This window comes from Thalassospira permensis NBRC 106175, assembly GCF_000714555.1.
GTDB lineage: Bacteria > Pseudomonadota > Alphaproteobacteria > Rhodospirillales > Thalassospiraceae > Thalassospira > Thalassospira xiamenensis.
This window is the reverse complement of record NZ_AUNC01000008.1, coordinates 75,993-96,858: the sequence shown is the minus strand read 5'-3', so window position 1 is coordinate 96,858 and position 20,866 is coordinate 75,993. Positions and strand designations below refer to the sequence as shown.

Annotated in this window: 17 protein-coding genes; 7 read left to right on the top strand and 10 right to left on the bottom strand. The window is 54.9% G+C overall.

The genetic code is table 11. The features are described from left to right. Both SMB34_RS05915 and SMB34_RS05910 read left to right on the top strand, forming a co-directional pair. Nucleotides 1–513, top strand: a 513-nt coding sequence (locus SMB34_RS05915) for a methyl-accepting chemotaxis protein (protein ID WP_037988442.1), incomplete at its 5' end; no start/stop codon positions are given. 235 nt (nucleotides 514–748) lie between these two features. Next, on the top strand, nucleotides 749–2,431 hold the full coding sequence (locus SMB34_RS05910) for a methyl-accepting chemotaxis protein (protein ID WP_037988440.1): 1,683 nt from the start codon (nucleotides 749–751) through the stop codon (nucleotides 2,429–2,431). Nucleotides 2,432–2,531: 100 nt separating this feature from the next. Here the strand turns inward: SMB34_RS05910 and trxA are convergent, their stop codons facing one another. From trxA to tsaE, 6 genes are all read right to left on the bottom strand, one after another. After that, nucleotides 2,532–2,852 carry a thioredoxin TrxA gene (trxA, locus tag SMB34_RS05905; RefSeq protein ID WP_007088718.1) on the bottom strand — a complete coding sequence of 107 codons (321 nt, stop codon included), beginning with the start codon at nucleotides 2,850–2,852 and terminating at the stop codon, nucleotides 2,532–2,534. A 105-nt stretch (nucleotides 2,853–2,957) separates the two neighbouring features. Next, complete coding sequence (gene addA, locus SMB34_RS05900; protein ID WP_037988408.1) at nucleotides 2,958–6,449, bottom strand: double-strand break repair helicase AddA; 3,492 nt, start codon at nucleotides 6,447–6,449, stop codon at nucleotides 2,958–2,960. Further along, on the bottom strand, nucleotides 6,446–9,580 hold the full coding sequence (addB, locus tag SMB34_RS05895) for a double-strand break repair protein AddB (RefSeq protein WP_037988403.1): 3,135 nt from the start codon (nucleotides 9,578–9,580) through the stop codon (nucleotides 6,446–6,448). Before addB ends, addA begins: the two co-directional genes overlap by 4 nt. Then, complete coding sequence (locus tag SMB34_RS05890) at nucleotides 9,580–10,353, bottom strand: nucleotidyltransferase family protein (protein ID WP_037988401.1); 774 nt, start codon at nucleotides 10,351–10,353, stop codon at nucleotides 9,580–9,582. The genes addB and SMB34_RS05890 overlap by 1 nt, the downstream gene beginning before the upstream one ends. Beyond that, complete coding sequence (locus SMB34_RS05885; protein WP_037988399.1) at nucleotides 10,353–11,462, bottom strand: aminoglycoside phosphotransferase family protein; 1,110 nt, start codon at nucleotides 11,460–11,462, stop codon at nucleotides 10,353–10,355. Before SMB34_RS05885 ends, SMB34_RS05890 begins: the two co-directional genes overlap by 1 nt. Then, the gene (gene tsaE / locus SMB34_RS05880) at nucleotides 11,459–11,935 is read right to left on the bottom strand and encodes a tRNA (adenosine(37)-N6)-threonylcarbamoyltransferase complex ATPase subunit type 1 TsaE (protein ID WP_037988397.1); all 477 of its coding nucleotides are present in this window, start codon (nucleotides 11,933–11,935) and stop codon (nucleotides 11,459–11,461) included. The genes SMB34_RS05885 and tsaE overlap by 4 nt, the downstream gene beginning before the upstream one ends. A gap of 230 nt (nucleotides 11,936–12,165) precedes the next feature. Here tsaE and SMB34_RS05875 point away from each other — a divergent pair, with 230 nt between their 5' ends. The 3 genes from SMB34_RS05875 to SMB34_RS05865 all read left to right on the top strand — a co-directional run bounded on the left by SMB34_RS05875 (nucleotide 12,166) and on the right by SMB34_RS05865 (nucleotide 14,155). Continuing rightward, entirely contained in the window at nucleotides 12,166–13,188 is a 1,023-nt protein-coding gene (locus SMB34_RS05875) for an NAD(P)/FAD-dependent oxidoreductase (RefSeq protein WP_037988438.1), read from the top strand. A gap of 72 nt (nucleotides 13,189–13,260) precedes the next feature. After that, nucleotides 13,261–13,641 (top strand): hypothetical protein, encoded by a 381-nt coding sequence (locus SMB34_RS05870; protein WP_156962647.1) that lies wholly within the window; start codon nucleotides 13,261–13,263, stop codon nucleotides 13,639–13,641. 100 nt (nucleotides 13,642–13,741) lie between these two features. Continuing rightward, nucleotides 13,742–14,155 (top strand): GFA family protein, encoded by a 414-nt coding sequence (locus tag SMB34_RS05865; protein ID WP_037988393.1) that lies wholly within the window; start codon nucleotides 13,742–13,744, stop codon nucleotides 14,153–14,155. A 21-nt stretch (nucleotides 14,156–14,176) separates the two neighbouring features. Here SMB34_RS05865 and SMB34_RS05860 read toward each other — a convergent pair whose 3' ends face one another. Both SMB34_RS05860 and SMB34_RS05855 read right to left on the bottom strand, forming a co-directional pair. Next, complete coding sequence (locus SMB34_RS05860; RefSeq protein ID WP_007088710.1) at nucleotides 14,177–14,971, bottom strand: SDR family oxidoreductase; 795 nt, start codon at nucleotides 14,969–14,971, stop codon at nucleotides 14,177–14,179. A gap of 50 nt (nucleotides 14,972–15,021) precedes the next feature. Next, nucleotides 15,022–15,339, bottom strand: a complete 318-nt coding sequence (locus tag SMB34_RS05855) for a hypothetical protein (protein WP_007088709.1) — start codon at nucleotides 15,337–15,339, stop codon at nucleotides 15,022–15,024. 103 nt (nucleotides 15,340–15,442) lie between these two features. Here SMB34_RS05855 and SMB34_RS05850 point away from each other — a divergent pair, with 103 nt between their 5' ends. Continuing rightward, entirely contained in the window at nucleotides 15,443–15,784 is a 342-nt protein-coding gene (locus SMB34_RS05850) for a winged helix-turn-helix transcriptional regulator (RefSeq protein WP_037988391.1), read from the top strand. Between the two features lie 41 nt (nucleotides 15,785–15,825). On the opposite strand, the gene SMB34_RS05845 is transcribed toward SMB34_RS05850, so the two are convergent. Next, the gene (locus tag SMB34_RS05845; RefSeq protein WP_037988388.1) at nucleotides 15,826–16,284 is read right to left on the bottom strand and encodes a heme-degrading domain-containing protein; all 459 of its coding nucleotides are present in this window, start codon (nucleotides 16,282–16,284) and stop codon (nucleotides 15,826–15,828) included. Nucleotides 16,285–16,414: 130 nt separating this feature from the next. Beyond that, nucleotides 16,415–18,220, bottom strand: coding sequence for a translation elongation factor 4 (gene lepA, locus SMB34_RS05840; protein WP_007088706.1), 1,806 nt, complete (start codon nucleotides 18,218–18,220; stop codon nucleotides 16,415–16,417). A 533-nt stretch (nucleotides 18,221–18,753) separates the two neighbouring features. On the opposite strand from lepA, the gene SMB34_RS05835 reads away from it, so the two are divergent. Then, nucleotides 18,754–20,796, top strand: a complete 2,043-nt coding sequence (locus SMB34_RS05835; protein WP_007088704.1) for a sensor histidine kinase — start codon at nucleotides 18,754–18,756, stop codon at nucleotides 20,794–20,796. Nucleotides 20,797–20,866: the final 70 nt, after the last annotated feature.

Sequence of the window (20,866 nt, the reverse complement as noted above, 5' to 3'; positions counted from 1 at the left end):
AAAATCGGGCAAGTGGTTGAACTGATCCAGTCGATTGCCGAGCAAACCAATCTTCTGGCACTCAACGCCACAATCGAGGCCGCCCGTGCCGGTGATGCCGGAAAAGGCTTTGCCGTGGTTGCGGCCGAGGTCAAAAACCTTGCCAACCAGACCACGCGCGCGACCGAAGACATTGCCGGTCAAATCGGCGGCATTCAGGAATCGACCCAGAATGCACTGGGCGCGATCCAGCACCTTTCGGGTCGGATGAAGGAACTGAACGAGGTTTCGGCAAGCATTGCCGCCGCCGTACGTGAACAGGATGCAGCAACCGGCGAAATTGCCCGCAACGTTGCCGAAGCCGCAACCGGCACCAAGGATGTCGCGCAAAACGTCGTCGGCTTGCGCAAGGCCGCCGAAGAAGAACGTGAAGCATCCGGTCAGGTTCTGGCGGCATCCGGCAGCCTGAACAGCAAATCGCAAAACCTGATGGAACAAATCAAACAGTTCCTGAACGATATCAGGGCGGCATAAGCCAATCTGATACTGAACTTTCAGCTGTGCCGTCCTGAAAACCGTCAACGTATTTTGGGACGGCACATTCGGAAAAGACAAAAAGCAACTTTCAGTTGATTTTGATCTATCGCAAGATTTCCAGTCTAGAAAAAGCCTAAAACCGGAAAAGAATAACAAAACCGGCAGAAACACCGTCCCCACACGTTTTGGAGATGAGGCGTGAATGCCACCAACGGCTTATCTGGAAACGCTCATGACCCTATCCAATCTTTCCATATCGACAAAACTACGACTGGTTCTGGTGCTCGTTGCGCTTGCGTTGACCACTCTTTCAGCAATTGATTTGATCAACCTTCGCGCGACCATGGTTGATGATCGCAAAAACACTGTTCGCAATGTTGTTGAAATGGCCAACACAACCCTGGAACATTATCAGCAACTTTCCAAAGACGGACAATTGTCGGATGAAGATGCCCGAGAGCAGGCGCTTGCAGCCTTGAATGCGCAACGTTTTGGCGATGACAATTACGTTTTTGTATTCAAGCCGGACACCAGAATTGTTTTGCACCCTGTCCAGCCACAGTTGAATGGGAAGCAAGGCCGCGACATCAAGGACCCGAACGGAATTGCACTGTTTGTAGAATTGGCAAAGGCTGCCGGACAGCGCGACGGTGTTTTTGTCCCTTACACCTGGAACAAACCGGGGAAGGAAGGCACATTCCCCAAACTGTCCTATGCCAAAGCCGCACCGTTTGGCTGGATCGTTGCCACCGGCATTTATATTGATGATGTTGATGCATTATTCTGGCAGCGCGCGATTACCAATATTGTGGTCGCATTTGCCATGCTTTTCATCATCGCTGTCCTCGGCGTCATGATCGACCGGTCGACATCTCGTCCGCTTAAATCGATCACCACCGCGATCAACAATCTGGCAAACGGCAATACCGAAATCGCCATCACAAATTCAGATCGCAAAGATGAAATTGGCGACCTGCAACGGGCCTTGCTGATTTTCCGCGAGAACCGGATCCAAGCTGACAAACTTGAACGTGAACAGCAGGAAAATCAGGAAGCACAGCTTCAGCGTGCCAAAAAGATCGATGCAATGATCCGCAACTTTGAAACAGAGGTTGCCGGGAACCTGACAGTTGTTAATGCAGCGGTAACGCAGCTTCGCAGCACAGCCAGCCACATGATGGATCAATCGGTATCGACAACCAACCAAGCCACCGCTGTTGCGGCGGCGACCGAAGAAGCGTCGGCAAATGTGGACACTGTTGCCTCCGCCGCCGAACAGCTTGCCGCCGCGATTGATGAAATCACACTTCAGGTCAATCGTAGTTCGCAGATTGCCCAGTCGGGTGCCGAAGAAGCCGAGGAAGCCAGCTCTATCTTTGCTGCGCTCGGAAATGCATCCGACAAGATTGGCGAAGTTGTTGAATTGATCCAGTCGATTGCAGAACAAACAAACCTTCTTGCACTGAATGCGACCATCGAAGCAGCAAGGGCGGGAGAAGCTGGTAAAGGGTTTGCCGTGGTGGCCGCCGAGGTCAAGAACCTTGCCAATCAGACCACCCGCGCAACCGAAGACATCGCAACCCAGATCAACGATATCCAGTCATCGACACAAAATGCGCTGGGCGCAATCCAGCACCTTTCGGGTCGGATGAACGAATTGAACGAAGTTGCAGGTGGAATTGCCGCAGCCGTCAGCGAACAGGATGCCGCCACGGGTGAAATCGCCCGTAATGTGTCCGAAGCCGCCGAGGGAACCAAGGAAGTGTCACGCAATGTCAACGGCCTCAGGCACTCTGCCGAAGACGAACGAGGCGCTTCTGGTGAAGTCATGGATGCTGCGGAAAGCCTTAGCGATAAGTCACACGTCCTGATGTCCCAAATCAACGATTTCCTGGCGAACATCCGGGCCGCCTGATCAAACGGGCACAAGTCTTCGATACAAAGTTCAAAGAAAAAGGCGGGCTGCATGACACAGCCCGCCTTTTGATGTTTTAAGATCGTCACCGATCAGATGATCAGATCGACTGATTGATCCAGTCGACAAGAGCGCTTTTCGGCAGCGCGCCAACTTTCATCGCGGCAACTTCGCCACCCTTGAAGATCATCAGGGTCGGGATACCACGTACACCGTATTTTGCCGGGGTGTTCGGGTTTTCATCGATGTTTACCTTGGCAATCTTGAGCTTTCCGCCCAGTTCGCCAGCAATTTCGTCCAGATACGGCGCGATCTGTTTACACGGGCCGCACCATTCCGCCCAGAAATCGACGAGGACCGGGTCATTGGAACCCAGAACGTCGGAATCGAACGAAGTATCGGATACTTTAATCGTGGTCATACTATCAGTTCCTGGTTGTTACGAGGCCAAGTCGGGTTTCCCCTCCAACCTCGATCCGCTGTATGGAGGCAAAGGTAGGCAGCACCGACGCAAAGGTCAAGCGCGTTACAGTCTCATGATGTGTTCGGGCAGCTCGACCATCCATGGTCCGTTGGTCCACAGGATGAAACACCGAATGTTTTTATCGGGGTACATCTGGCCCAGTGCCGCCTTGTAAATCGACATCTGCCTACGATAGGCGCGCGGTGTGCCCTCGACATCGCGTGGGGGCGGCCGATTTGTTTTAAAATCAACGATCATGACGTCGTTCTCACGCACCACCAGACGGTCAATCTGGGCGGAAACGACGTCTCCGCCGACAATGCCAACCAATGGTACCTCGGCCCTTGATCCCGTATCAAACACCGGCGCAAATTCGGGATTTTCAAAGATCGCGATTGTTTCACTGGTGATTTCACGCTGCTGGTCTGCATCAAGCGCATGCACCGGCTGGGCAAGGAACCGTTCGGCGGCATCCCGCCTTTTGGCTTCGGGCAGGTCGGGCAACAGTTCAAGCAGTTTGTGGATCAAAATACCACGTTTGTACTTTGCACCTTGGTCTTCACCAAGTGGTGACATGTGGATTTCGTCTAGCTCCGCACCTCCAGGATCGTTCCCCTTTGCCCTCGTATAGTCACTTGGAAATAAAGGCTTCGCCAGCGGGTCTTCTTTTTTGGCTGGCATCCGTATAAGTTCAAGCACGCTGTCGCGAGACTTGATGATATCTTCACCTACACTATCTGGCTTTGGCACTGCGGATTGATCGGTTTCCCATATCCAACCTTCGCCATCCCAGCCTGACACGGAATAGAGGCCCAAATCAATTTGCGCAGGTTTGGCGTATCCTTCCATCGCCTGCTGACACAGATTGTACCAGCAATGATCGGGGGCCTTGCGTTTTCCCTGCCAGCCACAGATGTAAATCCGGTCTTCGGCGCGCGTCAGGGCGACATACAGCAGGCGGTTATATTCCTGATCACGCTTGATCGCGATGGCGTCACGCAACCGCGCAACCACATCGGTTTCCAATGCCACCCGCGGCAGCCAATACATCAGATCGCGATCTTCCTGCCAGAACAGGTTGGGGGCCTGTGTCGGCACCTGCATGGTATCGGGCAGAAACACGATAGGTGCCTGCAGGCCCTTGGCCCCGTGCACCGTCATGATCCGGACCTCGTCACGGCCGCTTTGTTCAAGGTCACGCTTGATTTCGGCGTCGCCGGCCATCAGCCAGTGCAGGAACCCCTGCAAGGTCGGCGCATGATCGGCTTCGTAGCCCATGGCAAGGTTAAGGAATTCGTCAATCGGGTCGTTTGCCTCGATCCCGAGCCGCCCGATCAGACGGGCGCGCACCCCGCGCGCATCGTCGCCACGCCCGCCCAGAAGCTCGGCAAACAGTTCAAACGGGCGTTCGTAATCAACCCGCCCCAGCCATTTGAACAGGAATTGATAGGCCGAAAGGAAGGCCGGATCGGCATCATCACTGCCTGCCTTTTCGCGCAAGGCAAGCCAAAGGGTGCGCGGCCGGTTATGGGCAATCGCAAACAACTGATCATCGTCAAACCCGATCAGCGGGCTTTTGAGGACCTCGGCCAATGTCAGGTCGTCTTCGGGCATCAGAAGAAACCGGCCAAAGGCGATCAGGTCCATCACGGCAAGCTGATCGGTGATCTGCATACGGTCCACACCGGCAACCGGAACGTTGCGTTCCTTTAACGCCTTGACGACCTCGTCGACAAAGGCCGTCCGACGACGCACCAGGATCATGAAATCACCTGCCCGCACCGGACGTCCGCGCGATGTCAGTTCCTCCCGGGTGTCGATTGCATGGCGGATACGCCCGGCGATGACCCGCGCAAGGCGGATTTCCGGGTCCTCAAGGCGCACGATGCGGGTTGGCGGGGTCCACGGGTCCTCGGCGGCTCTTTCCTGCAGCTCCAACGCCGGCCACAATTCGATCCGACCGGCCTGCCCGACACGGAACGGACTGTGACTGACATCGGCACCATCATCGCCCACCCCCTGTTTCGCGATCATTCCGGCAAAAACACGGTCCACCGTGCCCAACACGGCATCGGTTGAACGAAACGATATATTCATCGGGACTTCGCGCCATTCGGCTTCGATTTCGCGCGCCCGTTCGCGGAAATAGGCCCGCATCTGGGTGAATTTTTCGGGATCGGCGCGCTGGAAGCTGTAAATCGATTGTTTCGCATCCCCAACGGCAAAGATTGTCCGTGGCTTTTCATCATGCTGCCCGGCACCGGCAAAGAATTCCTCTGCCAGAATGCGCACCACTTCCCATTGTTCGGGGTTGGTATCCTGTGCCTCGTCAATCAGGATGTGATCAAGACCTTCGTCGAGTTTGAACAAAACCCACCCGGCAATCCCGGCCTGCTGTTGCAATAACTGCAGACTGGTCAGGATCAGGTCGTCATAATCAAGGCGGGCATGCAGCGCCTTTTTCGCGGCATAACGATCCAGCATCGCATTGCCGATACGGATCAGGGCCGATGTGGCACCGGCCAATGCGGCGGCCTTGCGCAAACGGTCAATTTCGATCAGACGGGCACATTCTGCTTCGAGCGCATCGGCCCCCATCGGATGGTTTTCGGCGGCTTTTTTCGTGATCAGTTTGGCACGCGGTTCGCCTGCGGCGGTAAAGAAGACACCGCGATAATCTGAAAACACCGCCAACCGATCCTCGATACCGGTTTTTTCAAGGAATTGGGCCAATGCGGGCACACGATCCTGATCGGTTTTGGTGCCCGCCTCAAGTGCGGCCAATCCACGCATCAGCCCATCCCGATCAAAGGCATCATCGGATAGGGCCTTGCGCAGGATATCATCCTCGCTTTGGCCGTTGGGAACGCCAAGTGCGGCATAAACCGCATCGCGCATGCGTGCCGCACCGCCATGGCGTATCAGCATGCGTTTCAACCGGCCGCGTTCACGCGCCAATTCGCCCATGACCTCGCCAAAGGCACCTTCGCGGACCTGTCCGGTCACGACCGACAGGGCGTCTGCCAGATCGTCATCCCTGCCATTTCGGGCAAAGGCCAGTACTTCTTCCTGAACGTCGGCCATGGTTTCGGCCGCAGTACGGTCATCCATGATTTCAAAATGCGGTGCCAGCCCGGCCTCAAGCGGGAAACGGCGCAGCAATGACTGACAGAAGGCGTGGATCGTCTGGATTTTCATCCCGCCCGGCGCATCAAGAACCGATGCAAACAGGCGGCGCGCACGGCGGGTTTCATCAACGCTTGGTGCGGTTCCAGCCAGATTGAAAAGATCGTCATGAAGTTCACGATCTTCCATGGTGGCCCAATGACCCAGCCGTTCATTGACGCGGTTGGCCATTTCCGCCGCGGCGGCCTTGGTAAAGGTCAGGCACAGGATGCGATGGGGCTCGGTCCCCGACAGCATCAGGCGCAGTACCCGATCCGACAGAACCTTGGTCTTGCCGGCACCAGCCGATGCCGACACCCAGACTGACGCCATCGGATCGGATGCATTGCGTTGCAGGATATTGGGATCGGTTCCGCGAATTCCGGTCATGCGTCACCATCCTTGTTCTCATTGCCGTCCGTCGTCTCGACATCCTCGCTGCCCATCCATTCGCGCAGGCGTGCCAGATGAACATAATCGGAATATTTTGGCGCATGATCCGGGTGCGGCACACTCAGGTAAGGTGTGTTTTCGTCGTCAAATGCGGTGGCAAGTGCATTGACCCCGGCCACCGCATCACGCGCAAGCTCCGCCGGGGTGGTTTTCATGCGTTTGGTATCAATCTCGCGGATTTCACCTGCGGGGTCACCACCGGACAGCTTCCAGAACGCCATGGAAGCCGGTGGACCGGCCGGGACATCCTTAAATCCGCCGTTCTGCGCAATCGCGGCCTCAAGCGGCAATTGCGGGGCAAAGCCATTGGCAACGTCCGTCTGGCTGGGCGGCATGCCGGTTTTATAATCAATGATCGCGATCCCGCCATCGCGCAGCATGTCAATCCGGTCCGCACGGGCATAAACTTCGAACCCGGTCGCGGTTTCAAGCGTACCGGATTGTTCGGTATAGGATCTGCGCACATGATCCCGGCGTGCTGCCTCCGTCTGGATGAACCAGCGGGCAATCCTCTCGAACCGTGGCCACCAGAACGCCCAAAGGCCGGGCCGGGCCGCAAGCGGTTTGAACACCGCACGCCCGATCATGATCAATTCCTGTTCGCCATCCGGTGGCAGATGATCCGGGTACCTCGAAATAAACTGATCAAGGGCATCATGGATCAAGTTGCCGTAATCCGCCGCGCCGGGATCTTCGTCCACCCCGTCAAGTTTGCGCAAACCAAGGATATGCCGGGCATAGATCGCATACGGATCACGCATCCATGTTTCAATCTGGGTAACCGACAACCGTTTTGGACGGGCGGAAACCGGCGGCGTTGGTGCCGGACGGCCAATTTTGCGGCGCATGTCATCGCGCGGTTCATCCAGCAGATCGGCCAAGGCACGCCACGCATGGGCATCCGGCTTTTCCATTGAAACGCCCGACTTCCGAAGAATGTTTTCAATCCGTAACAACCAGCGGGACGGCACGGTTGGCGTGCCTTCGACGCGAAGCGCACGGGTCATGACCACATCGGGCGCACAGAAAAGCTGTTGAAAATCATGGGCAGATTGCCCGACACGATGTTCAGGTGCCGGAAGGCCAAAATTGCGCCGCATCGGGCGGCTCATCCACGGATCGGCCCCGGCCTCGGGCGGCCAGACACCCTCGTTCAAACCGCCCAGAATGGTCAGATCGGCCTGCTGCATCTGGGCTTCGACCGTGCCCCAGATAAACAGGCGCGGATGTTTGCCATAACGCGGACGCACCGCACGATCAGCCATCAAGGCATCCAGAAAGGCTGCATACCGGATACCCGGCATCGGAACGAAATCTGTCAGGGCCTGCAATAATTCGTGGACGAAATCAGCCAGGGCTTCGCCCGCCTCGCCACGCCAAAGCCGCTCGGCACCATCCCGCACGTCGCTTGCGGCAAGGGCTTCGGCGGCCATGATGTGACTGCGCAGGGCCCCCACCGGCGAGATCGATTTTTCATCCATCAGATCGAGCAAAGGCGCAAGACTGTCTTCAAACCGGGAAATCAGATCGGAAAGTCGCGCATGATCATCGCGAATACGTTCGATCCGCGGGGCCGCGTTATCCGCCCCGGACGCGGTGATGCGATCAATCGTCTCATCACGCCAGCCATCCAGCGCCACCTGCAAGCCGTCCAGCCCCGGACCGGGACGCGCGCCACGCAAAACATACTGTTCCATTTGCCGGGCCAGGACACGGAACTGTTCCGGCGGAAGCCCCGCCGCACTCAGCGGATGTTTCAGAAGCTCCAGCAAGGGCACCGGGGCAAATTGCTCCTGCACGGCGCGCACGACAAGGCGCAAATAGATTGCGGGCGCTGTGTCATGCAACGGAATGCCTGCGGAATCATCAATTTCGATTTCCCAGCGACGCAGTTCCGTGGCAACACGGCGCGCCAGGCCGCGATCCGGGGTTACCAGAGCACAGGTTTTACCGGGATGTTCCAGGGCGTCGCGCATCATAAGCGCAATCGTCGCGGCCTCTTCGCGCGCGCCGGAACAGTCAACCCGCAGAACGCCATCCAGAATTTCTGGCGCAAAATTGGCGATATGGCGCCATTGGTCGGTTGTTTGCGCCGGGCGCAGGGCCTCGCGCGTCAATCGTCGGCGTTCTTCGTCCTGCGGGCCCGATTGCGGTACCGATGGCCAGATCAGGACCGTCTCAGGATCACGCCCGATATGGCGCAACGTTGTCCCCAAAAGATGTTGCGGGTGGGTGGCATCCTCGTTAATCGCCTGCCAGTCATCACGTCCCAACCCCGTCATCAGGCCGGGCAGGACCACACGCCCCCGGGGCATTGCCAGCACGGCCTTCATCAAATCACGCAATGCCGGAAACGGGCCGGTTGACCCGGCAATGATCACCGGTGCAGCCGGCGGGTTATCGCGCCAAAGATCAATCTGGGCGGCAATCAGGGCATTGCGGCGCATGGCCCGGTCACTGACCTGATGGGTTTCCAGAATGGCCGGCCAGTGCAAGGTGAGGATTTGCAGAAATTCCAGCGTCAATTGCCAATGTTCGGCAAACTCGGCAGGCACCAGTCCCTTAAGATCATCAAATTTACAGTTTTCGGTCTGCACCTGATCGAGAAACCGCGCCAGTTCTCCGGCCAGACGGGCGGCCTGATCCGCGGTTGGTTTATCACCCTTATGATCGGGCCGGTTCATGATCAGACGGGTTAGCAGCAGTTTTCGTTGCAAATCCGGAATGGATGGCGGCAGATCAAGGGCCGCCTGTTCGCCGCCTGCACCATAAATCGCCAGTTCGTCCTCGTCAGCCTCGCCCAATGCGCGGATGGTCGGCAGCATGGTCACCGCCCCATTCGACTGACGAAGGAACGCATCGCGCATTACCTTGGCCGACCGGCGATTGGGTACCATCAGGACATAATCAGGTAAGGCAACCGGCTCTGCGGCGGTTTCCGCCATCAACTGTTTTGCGATCAGATCGGCAAATGCAGCGCCCGGCGGAATATAAAACAGGTTTTCAGGCTGTGCCGCCGGTGCGGCAAAGTGATCGGCGGCGTCCATATAATCGAACAGATCCGCCATCAGTCGTCCCCGGCTTTGGCTGCTTTTGCCATTCTGGCGGCACTTTCATGCGCCAAAGCGTCTGCGATGACGATTTCGGCATCGGCCAATGCTTCTGGCGTGCCGATATGGAAATAATCCCCGTCATGAACCAGACCAAAGCAGCGCCCCGATGCCAAAGCCTTGTCGTAAACCAGATTTGATGAAAACGCGCCATCAGGGGTATTTTCAAACAATCGCGGCGACAGGATTTGAACACCGGTAAAGAAATACGGGGCAGACACGGCATCGCCGCGACGCTTCAACCGGCCATCGACCTGCCAGAAGAAATCACCCGCACCGTCATAACCAAACGCCCCTTCGACCGGATAGATCGCAAGCAACGCGTCCATATGGTCCGGATCGAAGGCCTCTGTCAGGCGGTCAAAAAGCGGCTCCGCCCCCTCGGTCCAGAAAACATCCGCATTGGCAACCAGCACGGCCTGATCATCAAGCATCGGCAGGGCCTTTTTCACCCCACCGCCTGTTTCAAGCAAGTCTTCCTCGGGCGAGCACAGAACCCGTGGCAAGGTCCGGCTTGCGACATGATCGACAATCATCTGGCCAAGATAGTGACAATTCACCACCGCCTGATCAAACCCCGCATCCGCCAGTTTATCAAGCACATGATCAAGCATCGGCTTCCCTGCAACCGGCACCAGTGGTTTTGGCATATGATCGGTGATCGGGCGCATGCGTTTGCCAAACCCCGCGGCCAGAACCATTGCTTGCGCCTTTGCGGTGTTATCCCTCATCAGGATGCCCCCTGTTCGGACGATTGGCGTGCGCCGGAAAGTGACGGGGCCATTCGTGCCTCAACCGGGATATGATTTGCAATCCATGCGGCCAATTCAGGTAAATTGCGGTCTGCATCGCGCAGGATCAATTCCCAGCAGCGCGGGATGAAATCAAAATAGCGCTGCTTGCCTGCCTTGATGGCAAGCCAGCCAAACCGGCCCAGTATCCTGAAATTCCTCACCATATTGCAGGCCGCATAAGACATTTCGAAATCGGAACGACCAAGATTTTCAAAGGCGGCGCAATATCGGTCTTTCAGGCTGTTTTCAAGTTCAACGCCGATATCATGCCGGACATCACGTAATAACGACACCAGATCATAGGGCCGTGGGGCGATTGCGGCGTCCTGAAAATCAATGATCCCGCAATCCTCGCCGCCCTCGTCATTTTCAACCAGCATCAGGTTATCGACGTGATAGTCGCGGTGAATGATGACCGTGCCGGTTTTCCAGCATGACGGCAAAACGCCATCCAGCATCACATCAAAATCAATCATGGCCTGATTGCGTCGGACCGGATCGGCAATGATCAGCGGCAGATAGTCATCCTTGAAGCTTTTCAGCATGCGCCTGAAATTATCCGGCCCGTAAACCACCAGATCGGCCTCTGCCTGCATCCCGGCCTGCGCCGTTTTTGTATCGCAATAGCGATGCAGGTTAATCAACTGATCCACCGCCCGAAGATAAAGGGCCGGTTTGGACGCCCCGTTCTGGTCGAGCGCCCGTGTAAAGGTCAGATCGCCAAAATCCTCGATCAGGACAAGACCCTGCGACACATCGCTGGCATAGATTGCCGGTACGCGCCAGCCTGCCTGCATGAACAGGTCTGTCGTTGTCATCACGGGTGCCACAGATGCCGGGCGTTCGGGATTCTCATGGATGCCGTGCGGATCAACGCTGATGGCATCAATGGGAAAATCCATCAACAAAGCGGTGCGGCGACCGTCATCCAGACGATAGTATTTCCGTGCAGAGGCGTCATCGACCAACGGCACCGGCACCACATCGCGCCAGCCGTTTTTCCCAAGGAAAAGATCAATCACATCCTGTCGTGCCGCCGCATTCATGATGTAACCTCATCGAGATTTTCAATGCGCTTCTGCCAATCGGCACCGTGCGGAAGAAGCTGAAACACCCGCGCATCAATTGTTGATCCGGGTTCGATATGAATATCAAGACGATTTTCGGGCGTCAGATATTCCAGCCGGTCAGGCCATTCAATCAGACTGACGCCATCGGCAAAGGCATCTTCGATATCAAGCTCGTGGATTTCTTCGGGATCGGACAACCGATACAAATCGAAATGCCAGACAGGAATGGGGTCAAGTTCGTAAATCTGCACCAGGGTGAAGGTCGGACTGGGAACTTCTTCATGCGGATTGTTGGCCAACGCACGGATATAGGCCCGGCAAAAGGCACTTTTCCCCATGCCCAGTGTCCCATGCATCAGGATCACGTCACCCGGCTTTGCCAATGCGGCAAGTTTCCCGGCAAGGGCTTCTGTCCCGTTCTGGTCGCTGACAGTAACTGTCCTGGTCATGATATCCGTCAATTGATTGCAAGCAGACCCTATTTGTAGGGTGACGGGACCATCCTTCGCAATGATTTTACGTGCAAGGATAAAGGCAACCCGCGCACAAGGTTAAAAACGGCGGGAAAGGCCGGTTTACATTGCGATAACCGGTCCCAGATGTTATCTCGCACATATATGATTCAGGCTATGAATTACCGTCGCTTTTATCGACCTGATGTTATTTGGATGGAATGAACATGTCAGACGCATCGTACAGCACCGATATCGCCATAATTGGCGCTGGCCCTGTCGGGCTTTTCGCCGTTTTCGAAGCCGGAATGCTGGGGCTTAAAACACATGTCATTGATGCGCTTGATATGGTTGGCGGGCAATGCAGCGCGCTTTATCCCGAAAAGCCGATTTTCGATATCCCGGCCCATCCGCAAATTGCCGGTCAGGACCTGATTGATCAGCTGGCCAAACAGGCCGCCCCGTTCGAACCGACCTATCATCTCGGTCAGCAGGTGATCAAACTTGAAAAGCGCGACGATGGACGTTTCACGCTGGAAACCTCGGTCGGCACCATCATTGATGCGGGTGCGGTTGTGATTGCGGCCGGTTGCGGTGCCTTTGGCCCGAACAAACCGCCGATGGACGGCCTTGAAGATTACGAAGGCAGCGGCGGCGTTCAGTATTACGTCAAACGCCGCGCCGATTTCGCCGGCAAAAAGGTTGTCATTGCCGGTGGCGGGGATTCGGCTGTTGATTGGGCGCTTTCCCTTCATGACATCGCCGAAAAGGTCATGGTTGTTCATCGTCGCCCGAAATTCCGCGCCGCACCGGACAGCAGCGCAAAATTGCAGGCCCTTGCCGAAGCCGGAAAGATCGAGATGGTCATTCCCTATCAGCTCAAGAGCCTCAAGGGTGACAATGGCAAGCTTTCCCATGTCGTCGTTGCGACGCTTAAGGGCGAGGAACTTGCACTGGAAGCAGATCACCTGTTGCCGTTCTTTGGCCTTGCCATGGAACTGGGTCCGATTGCCGATTGGGGGCTTAACCTTGATCGCAACCATATCGGTGTGACGCAGGCCACGATGGCAACGTCGGTTCCGGGCATCTTCGCGATTGGCGATATCGCGACCTATGAGCACAAACTGAAACTGATCCTGTCAGGCTTTGCCGAAGGGGCCAGCGCCATCCATGCCGCGCGCAGCTACCTGTTCCCGGACAAGGAATTCCATTTCGAATATTCCACCACGACGGGTGTTCCGAACGAGTAACGAGCCTTGTAGACCATTCAGGAAAGCGCCCTTTATGCTAGGGCGCTTTCCGAACAAACAGGCAAGGATTCTGTGCCTGATTTTTGCTTTTTCTTCTCAGTCAGCTTCAAATTTCGTTTCCATCCAGGTGGAATACCACCTAAAGTCATTGCAGTAAATTTTCAGCAACCGGAAAATGCAATGGAAAATCCTGAGAATCCGTCCACCGCAAAACGCACACCTTTAACCGACATGCATAAACTTGCATTGTTCGGAGCCGGAACCTTGCTGTGTGGAACAATAATATTCATGTTCACACTTAATAGCGTTTTCGAAATGGCAATGCGTGGCCGCTCTGGCGGGAGCATCATGTTAACGATTGGAATGACATTGGCAATCGGTCTGCTGATTGCTGGTGGGACGGTCGTTTCAAAATGCGTATCAAAAGCAATCAAACCTATTCTAGAAGACTAAAAACCTTCAACAACAAGCTCGGCCGATTAGGGTGTTGATTGGGCCCCTTCTCTTGGCAACATTGGCGGAATAAGCCCTGATCAAAAAGGAAAAGCACACCATGCCCGCAGCCGATAAAGCCACCCTTCATTCCGGCGGTTGTCTGTGTGGCGCGGTGCGCTTTTCCGTTTCTGGCGATCCGACTGGCGGCAATCATTGCCATTGCGGCATGTGCCGCAAAGACAGCGGTTCAGGCGTCTCAACCTTCGTCACCTTTCCGACCGCGACCCTGAAATGGGATGGCAAACCGGCCGAGTTTGAAAGTTCACCCAACCGGTTTCGTGGCTTTTGTCCGACATGCGGATCAAGCCTGACCTGGCGGCACGGCGACCATCCCGACTTCCTCGATTTCCGGCTGGGCAGCTTCGACGACCCGACGCCCTTCAAGGCGAAAAAGCATCTGTGGGTGAGTACGGCCCTGCCCAGCTTTGCGGGAATTGATCCCGATATCGAACATATCGATCAATCCAGCTGACCGGGCAGCATTGTACTTTTCCTAGACCGTCGGCACCGTACCGCCATCAATGGTGTATTCCGCGCCATGAATTGATGACGCCCGGCTTGATGCCAGAAAGGCAATCAATTCTGCGACTTCTTCCGGCTGCGCCGGACGTCCCAAGGGGATGCCGCCCAAGGCATCAAGGATGCTTTGGCGTGCGGCTTCCTCGCTGATACCGCCGCCTTCTGCAATCCGTTCGACCATCGCCTTTGAGGCATCGGTATAAATCCACCCCGGCGCAACGGCATTGACCCGAACACCTTTGGGGCCGACTTCCTTTGACAGAACCTTGCTGTAAGTCGTAAGCGCGGCCTTTGCTGCGGCGTAGGCGGTTGTTGCGTCAAATAACGGCAAACGCCGCTGAATTGAAGAGGTATGCACAACAACACCACTGCCGCGCCTGATCATTTCCGGCACCAGACAGCGATCCAACCGCACAGCCGCCATCAGGTTAAGGTTCAATTCCTTTTCCCAACCGGCATCGTCGATCACGGCAAAGCCACCGGACGGGTTTGACGACCCACCCAGAACGTGGATCAGGATATCAACTCCTCCCATGCGTTCTTGTGCAGCTGCGGCGAGTTTTTCGACACCCGCCGTGGTCGAAAGGTCCGCCTGGACATAGCAATCGCTGTCGATATCATCGGGTTTTTCGCCCCGCGCCGCCGTAAGCAGGGTTCCGCCACCCGCCATCATGCGTTCAAAAACGGCCTTTCCTGTACCTTTGGTACCGCCGGTTACAATTATGCGTTTTTGCGCAAATTCCTGCGCAGGATCTGGAAGCTGAAACATTTTCGGGTCGCTTGTTTTGTTGGGAAAATTGCGTCAAAAATCGCGGTCGATTAGCCGATCAAAAGCTTTTCGATCTTGCCATTCGCAAGTTCGAACCGATAATCAAGTTCAATCGGACTGTTGGGGAAGTCACCGCTGACCTTGGCTTTCACCGCAATTTGTTCAGCTATATGGGCAACTTCAATCGGCTCGGCGACAAAGTTGTATTTTGCTTTGACGTCTTCCATCCATTTGCCGATTTCGGGTTGGCCGTGATGGCGTTGCTTTTCGTCTTCGACAATTGCAGTTTCATTGAAAGCTGCAACCTTCTGCGCAACGCTATTGGATGGATCAAAATATGCGGTGATCGGTTCAGGGAGTTTGATCATCTTGTTTGTTCCTGTCTGTTTGCTTGTCAGGCAGGCATTTTTCAAACAAACTCCCATTTTGGGAAGTACGCACTTTAAAGTAAGTAACTAACAGGCTTGACGCATGGCGAAAAACTACACGCCGGTCAGTGCGGCATCAGACGTCGAAACGATCTTTAAAATGCTTGAAGGTCGATGGAAGCTGATCATTCTTTTCCATCTGTTTGGCGGCAAGGTGCAACGTTATTCAGATCTGGAAAAGCTGATCCCGGGCATTTCGCAAAAGATGCTCGCCCAGCAACTTCGACAGCTTGAAGCCGATGGCATCATCGAACGCAAAGTTTACCCGGTGGTGCCGCCCAAGGTCGAATATCGCATGAGCGAATGGGGCCAATCATTGTGCCCCGCATTGGATGCCCTGCTTAAATGGGCAGAAGCCCGTCCTGCCGAACTGAAAGTTGGCTGATGATCATTGGCCGATAACCTGATACCCGAAACCGAACCGAGTCAGGCCGAAACCCCAAGAAAATCTTCAAGAACACCAACAATCATGCCGTGATCCTCGTGCGAGGCAAGGCCGGAAACGGTGATTGCCGCGATCACGCCAACGCCTTTGACGCGAACCGGGAAACTGCCGCCGTGGTCGGCATAATCGGCGAAATCAATCCCGTGATCGGCAAGCGTTTTGCCCTTGGCCTTCAACGCCAATCCGAACTGCATCGATGATTGATGTTCGCGAAGGGTCAGATTGCTTTTGCGATATGCCCAGGAATCATTGGCGGGTTTTGCCCCCAAAAGGGCCGCGTGGAACAGGGTGCGATCAGATGTACGGATGTCGACGACGACCGGGGCTCTCTGTGCCCGTGCCACTGCCACGAGGGCCGATCCGATTTCCCACGCCGTTTCCTCGTCAAAGCGATCAAAGACAAGGATGGCTTCCTGACGTTGAAGAATTTCAAGATCCATAGCGGGCTCCTGCAGCAAAACGGTATGACGACCTATCCATAACGCATGGCACGAATTGCCGAAAGCCCTCAAAGAAAAAGGCTGCATCCCCAATGGGATGCAGCCTTTGTTTCGATACCGTAATATCGATTTATTTATCGTCGCTCATTTTAAGGGCGTTGATAAAGGCCGACTGTGGAATTTCGACCTTACCGAACTGGCGCATCTTTTTCTTACCGGCCTTCTGTTTGTCCAGAAGTTTGCGTTTACGCGACACGTCACCGCCATAACATTTGGCTGTCACGTCTTTACGCATCGCAGAAACCGTTTCACGTGCGATCACCTTGCCGCCGATGGCGGCCTGAATGGCGACCTTGAACATCTGGCGCGGGATAAGGTCCTTAAGACGTTTGCAAATCTCGCGGCCCCGATGTTCGGCAGCAGACCGGTGAACCATCAATGCAAGCGCATCAACCGGCTCTTCGTTGACCAGAATGGATACCTTGACCAGATCGCTTTCATCGTAGCCCGCCAGTTCGTAATCAAAGCTGGCATAGCCACGCGAAATCGATTTCAGGCGGTCATAGAAATCAAACACCACCTCGTTCAGCGGCAGTTTGTAAACCGCCATCGCCCGGTTCCCGACATAGGTCAGGTCCTGCTGAATGCCGCGACGTTCGGTGCAAAGCGTCAGAATGCCGCCAAGATATTCGTCCGGCACCATGATGGATGCCTTGATCCAGGGTTCTTCAATGGCCTTGATCTTGGTGACATCGGGGAAATCCGCCGGGTTGTGCAGCAGAATATCTTCGCCCTTGGTCATCGAGATTTTATAGGAAACCGACGGTGCCGTGGTGATCAGATCAAGTTCAAACTCACGTTCAAGACGTTCCTGAATGATTTCAAGATGCAAAAGCCCAAGGAAGCCACAGCGGAAACCAAGCCCCAGTGCGGTCGAGTTTTCCGGCTCGAACTGGAAGGATGCATCGTTAAGGTGCAGCTTTTCAAGCGCATCGCGAAGCACATCATATTCGCTGGTATCAACCGGGAAAATGCCACAGAACACTACCGGAATGGACGGTTTGAAACCGGCAAGCGGTTTTGCGCAGGGACGTTTTTCTTCGGTAATCGTGTCGCCGACTTCGCATTCGGCAACGGTTTTCATACCGCAATTGATAAAGCCGACTTCACCCGGCCCCATTTCATCAAGCGCAAGCGGCTTGGGCGTGAACACGCCAACACGGTCAACCGTGTGGGTAACCTTGGCGTTCATGAAGCGGATTTTCTGGCCTTTTTTCAGGGTGCCTTCTTTGACACGCACCAGAATCATCACGCCAAGATATGAATCGTACCAGCTATCAACCAGCAGGACTTCAAGCGGTGCCGCCGGATCACCCGTCGGAGCAGGTAAACGATGCACCAATGCTTCAAGCACATCGGGAACACCAAGACCGGTTTTGGCCGAAATCATCAGCGCGTCACTGGCGTCAATGCCAATCACTTCTTCGATCTGTTCCTTGACGCGGTCCGGTTCTGCGGCGGGCAGATCAACCTTGTTCAGGACAGGCACGATTTCGTGGTTGTTATCAATCGCCTGATAAACGTTGGCCAGCGTCTGCGCTTCGACGCCCTGGGCGGCATCAACCACCAGAAGCGATCCTTCGCACGCGGCAAGCGAACGCGACACTTCATAGGCAAAATCGACGTGACCCGGCGTATCCATCAGGTTCAGGGTATATTCCTGACCATCCTTGGCCGTGTATTTCAAACGCACGGCCTGCGACTTGATGGTGATCCCGCGTTCGCGTTCGATATCCATCGAGTCGAGGACCTGCTCGGACATCTCGCGATCGGTAAGACCACCGGTAAGCTGGATCAAACGGTCGGCCAGGGTCGATTTACCGTGGTCGATATGCGCGATAATCGAAAAGTTTCGAATGTTCTTAAGATCGGTCATATGGCTGCTTCTGGCACTGGGCGATGGTTATGTCAAAAATTCGGTTCGGTTTTTGCCAAAACTTGATCGCATTTCACATCGATCATTTATCACAAAGCCGGTGTCACGCCGTTTGCATCCTCCCGGTCAGCCCACCCAATCAGGGCAGCGACATCTGGAAAGGCACGGCAGTAAAAGTTGTGCTGCCGCGGAGCAAGCGGGCGATACCGGCAATTTCGGATCGTCTTGGCCGTCCTGGCGATAAAAACCAATCGCCAACAGCGGGTTTATAGGGGTTTTTAACTTCAATTAGAAGCACTGTGTTTGAATTCGGTTCTGCGAATTCGCCTTCACCCTGCCCCGGATTTGCATGATCGTCCCTTCCTGATGGCAACAACATGCCCCGAACAAGAGCAAGTTGCTGTCACCGCGCGATTTTTTATATGAGATCATCCGCATTATTGCCGGTTGAAAGCTTTTCAACCCGACCAAAAAAACATAGGCTTTGATCACGGGGCAGTTAGGCAGGACAAGGCAAGGGTGCAACAAAGAAAATGTTTCTGACATCCATCGAGCCGTCATTGTCCCGACGCGGGTTAAGCAAACTGCGAAAGCGTCTGGCTGCGCTCACGATGACCGGCATGGTGATCCTGCTTTTTTCCTTCTTCTTTATCCAGAAAACACTATACGACAGCGCGATTGATCAGGCGCGGGCGCAAATGATGGCCATCACCTATCATCTGAGTGCCGTGCTGATGCAAAACAGCACAATCGACCTGCAACGCGTCATTGATGAAAATCCCGATCTTTCCGTTGGCGTTCTGGATACTGATCGCAATCAGATCAACGGCACCATCCCGCCCCATTTTGTTGATGATCTTTTTGACGAAATAGACAAACAAAAAGTCTCTCGCGGCAGTTTGCTGTGCATGCATGGCAATACCGTGATGCTGATGGCCTACAGTATTTTGCCGCAGCTTGACCGTATCGTTGTGACCTATATTCCGCGGCACATTTTATTGGGCAACTGGCGCGAAGCCATCATGCTTCACGCCTCGTTGTTTCTGATCGTGCTGGTTATTATGGCGGGACTTTCTGTTTGGCTGTGGCAGCGCCTGAAACGACAGCATTTGCGCGCCGCCGATCTGGCCGAGCATTTCAACGATTCAGAAAACACGCTGTCTGATTGCGGCTGTGCGATTTTAAGCTGGTCGTCAAAGAACCCGTCGGGAATTCTTACATCTCGTCTGAACTGGCCGGAAATACTCGGCCTTGAGTTTGGCGATGTCAAACCAACCGCCGATGCATTTCTGTCACGTCTTGGCGCGGCATCGCGGGCACAGCTACGAAGTCCGCTGATTAACAACGAGTGGCAAGATAATCGTATCGGCACAATGGTCGATATACTGACATCAGCCGGTCAAACCCAGCGCTTTTATCTGATGGCTCAACGCCGCCAGGAAGAAGACAGTGAAACCATTACCGTCCTTTTGCTGGAAATCGCCCCGAAGCAGGAACTTTGTCACCCGTTCGAAACCTATCTGCATCATACGCCAGAACCTGCAATCGCAGTCGACATGGAAGGCATTCTGCAAGGCCTAAGCCCCGCATTGGCCGAACTTGTTGGAAAGGCAGTCTATGACCTGATCGGAAAGCCGGTCGAATTTCTTTTCCTGCAAGAAGACCGGGAAACTATCCGCACAAGTTTCATAAACCGGCAAAGTGGCGATACACAGGAAAGAGAACTGGTTTTACGTATTTCCGATCAGCGCGGGGAAACCCGATGGCTGGCGTGGCACGCCATTGGTCCGTTCGAGGGCATGACATTCAGCAGCGCACGCGACGTGACCCAGTTTGTCGAAAATGCAAACAAGCTGCGCGATACCCTTGATCAGCTTAAGCGGACCAATGAAGACCTTGAGCAATTTGCCTATGTCGCGTCCCACGACCTGCAACAGCCATTACGCATGGTCGCAAGCTATACCCAGCTTTTGAAACGCCGTTATGGCGGATCACTTGATCAGGAAGCGGACGAATATATCGACTATGCGGTCGATGGCGCAAAGCGCATGCATAAACTGATCAGCCATTTGCTGGAATATGCCAAAACCGGCAGCAACGATGATGAAATGGCGGAACTTGACTGCAATCAGGTGCTTAACGAAGCGCAAGCCGACCTCAAGGCCATCATTGTTCAGGAACAGGCAACCATTACCCATAATGATCTGCCCGTGATCAACGGTGATCGAATCAGTTTGTCACGTCTGTTCCAGAACCTGTTGTCGAATGCGATCAAATATCGTCGTCCGGGCGTCCCACCTCACATCGATATTCATGCCATGCGAGATCCCGACATGCCCGGATTCTGGCGTATTTCGGTTCGCGATAATGGAATTGGCATTCATCCGGAACATGCGCATCGTATTTTCCGCCTGTTCCAGCGTTTGCACAAAGATGAGTTCAGCGGAACCGGGCTTGGGCTTTCACTATGTCGAAAAATTGCAGAACAGCATGGCGGCCGGATATGGCTTGATACGACCCGCCCCCTGACCGATCCCGGGGCAACATTTGTCTTCACTCTGCGCGGGAAGCCATAAAAGCCCCCAAGTCCAAGGGTGGCAAGCATCTTGCTTTGAAACAGACAGCACAAAGCGGGTCGGTAAAACC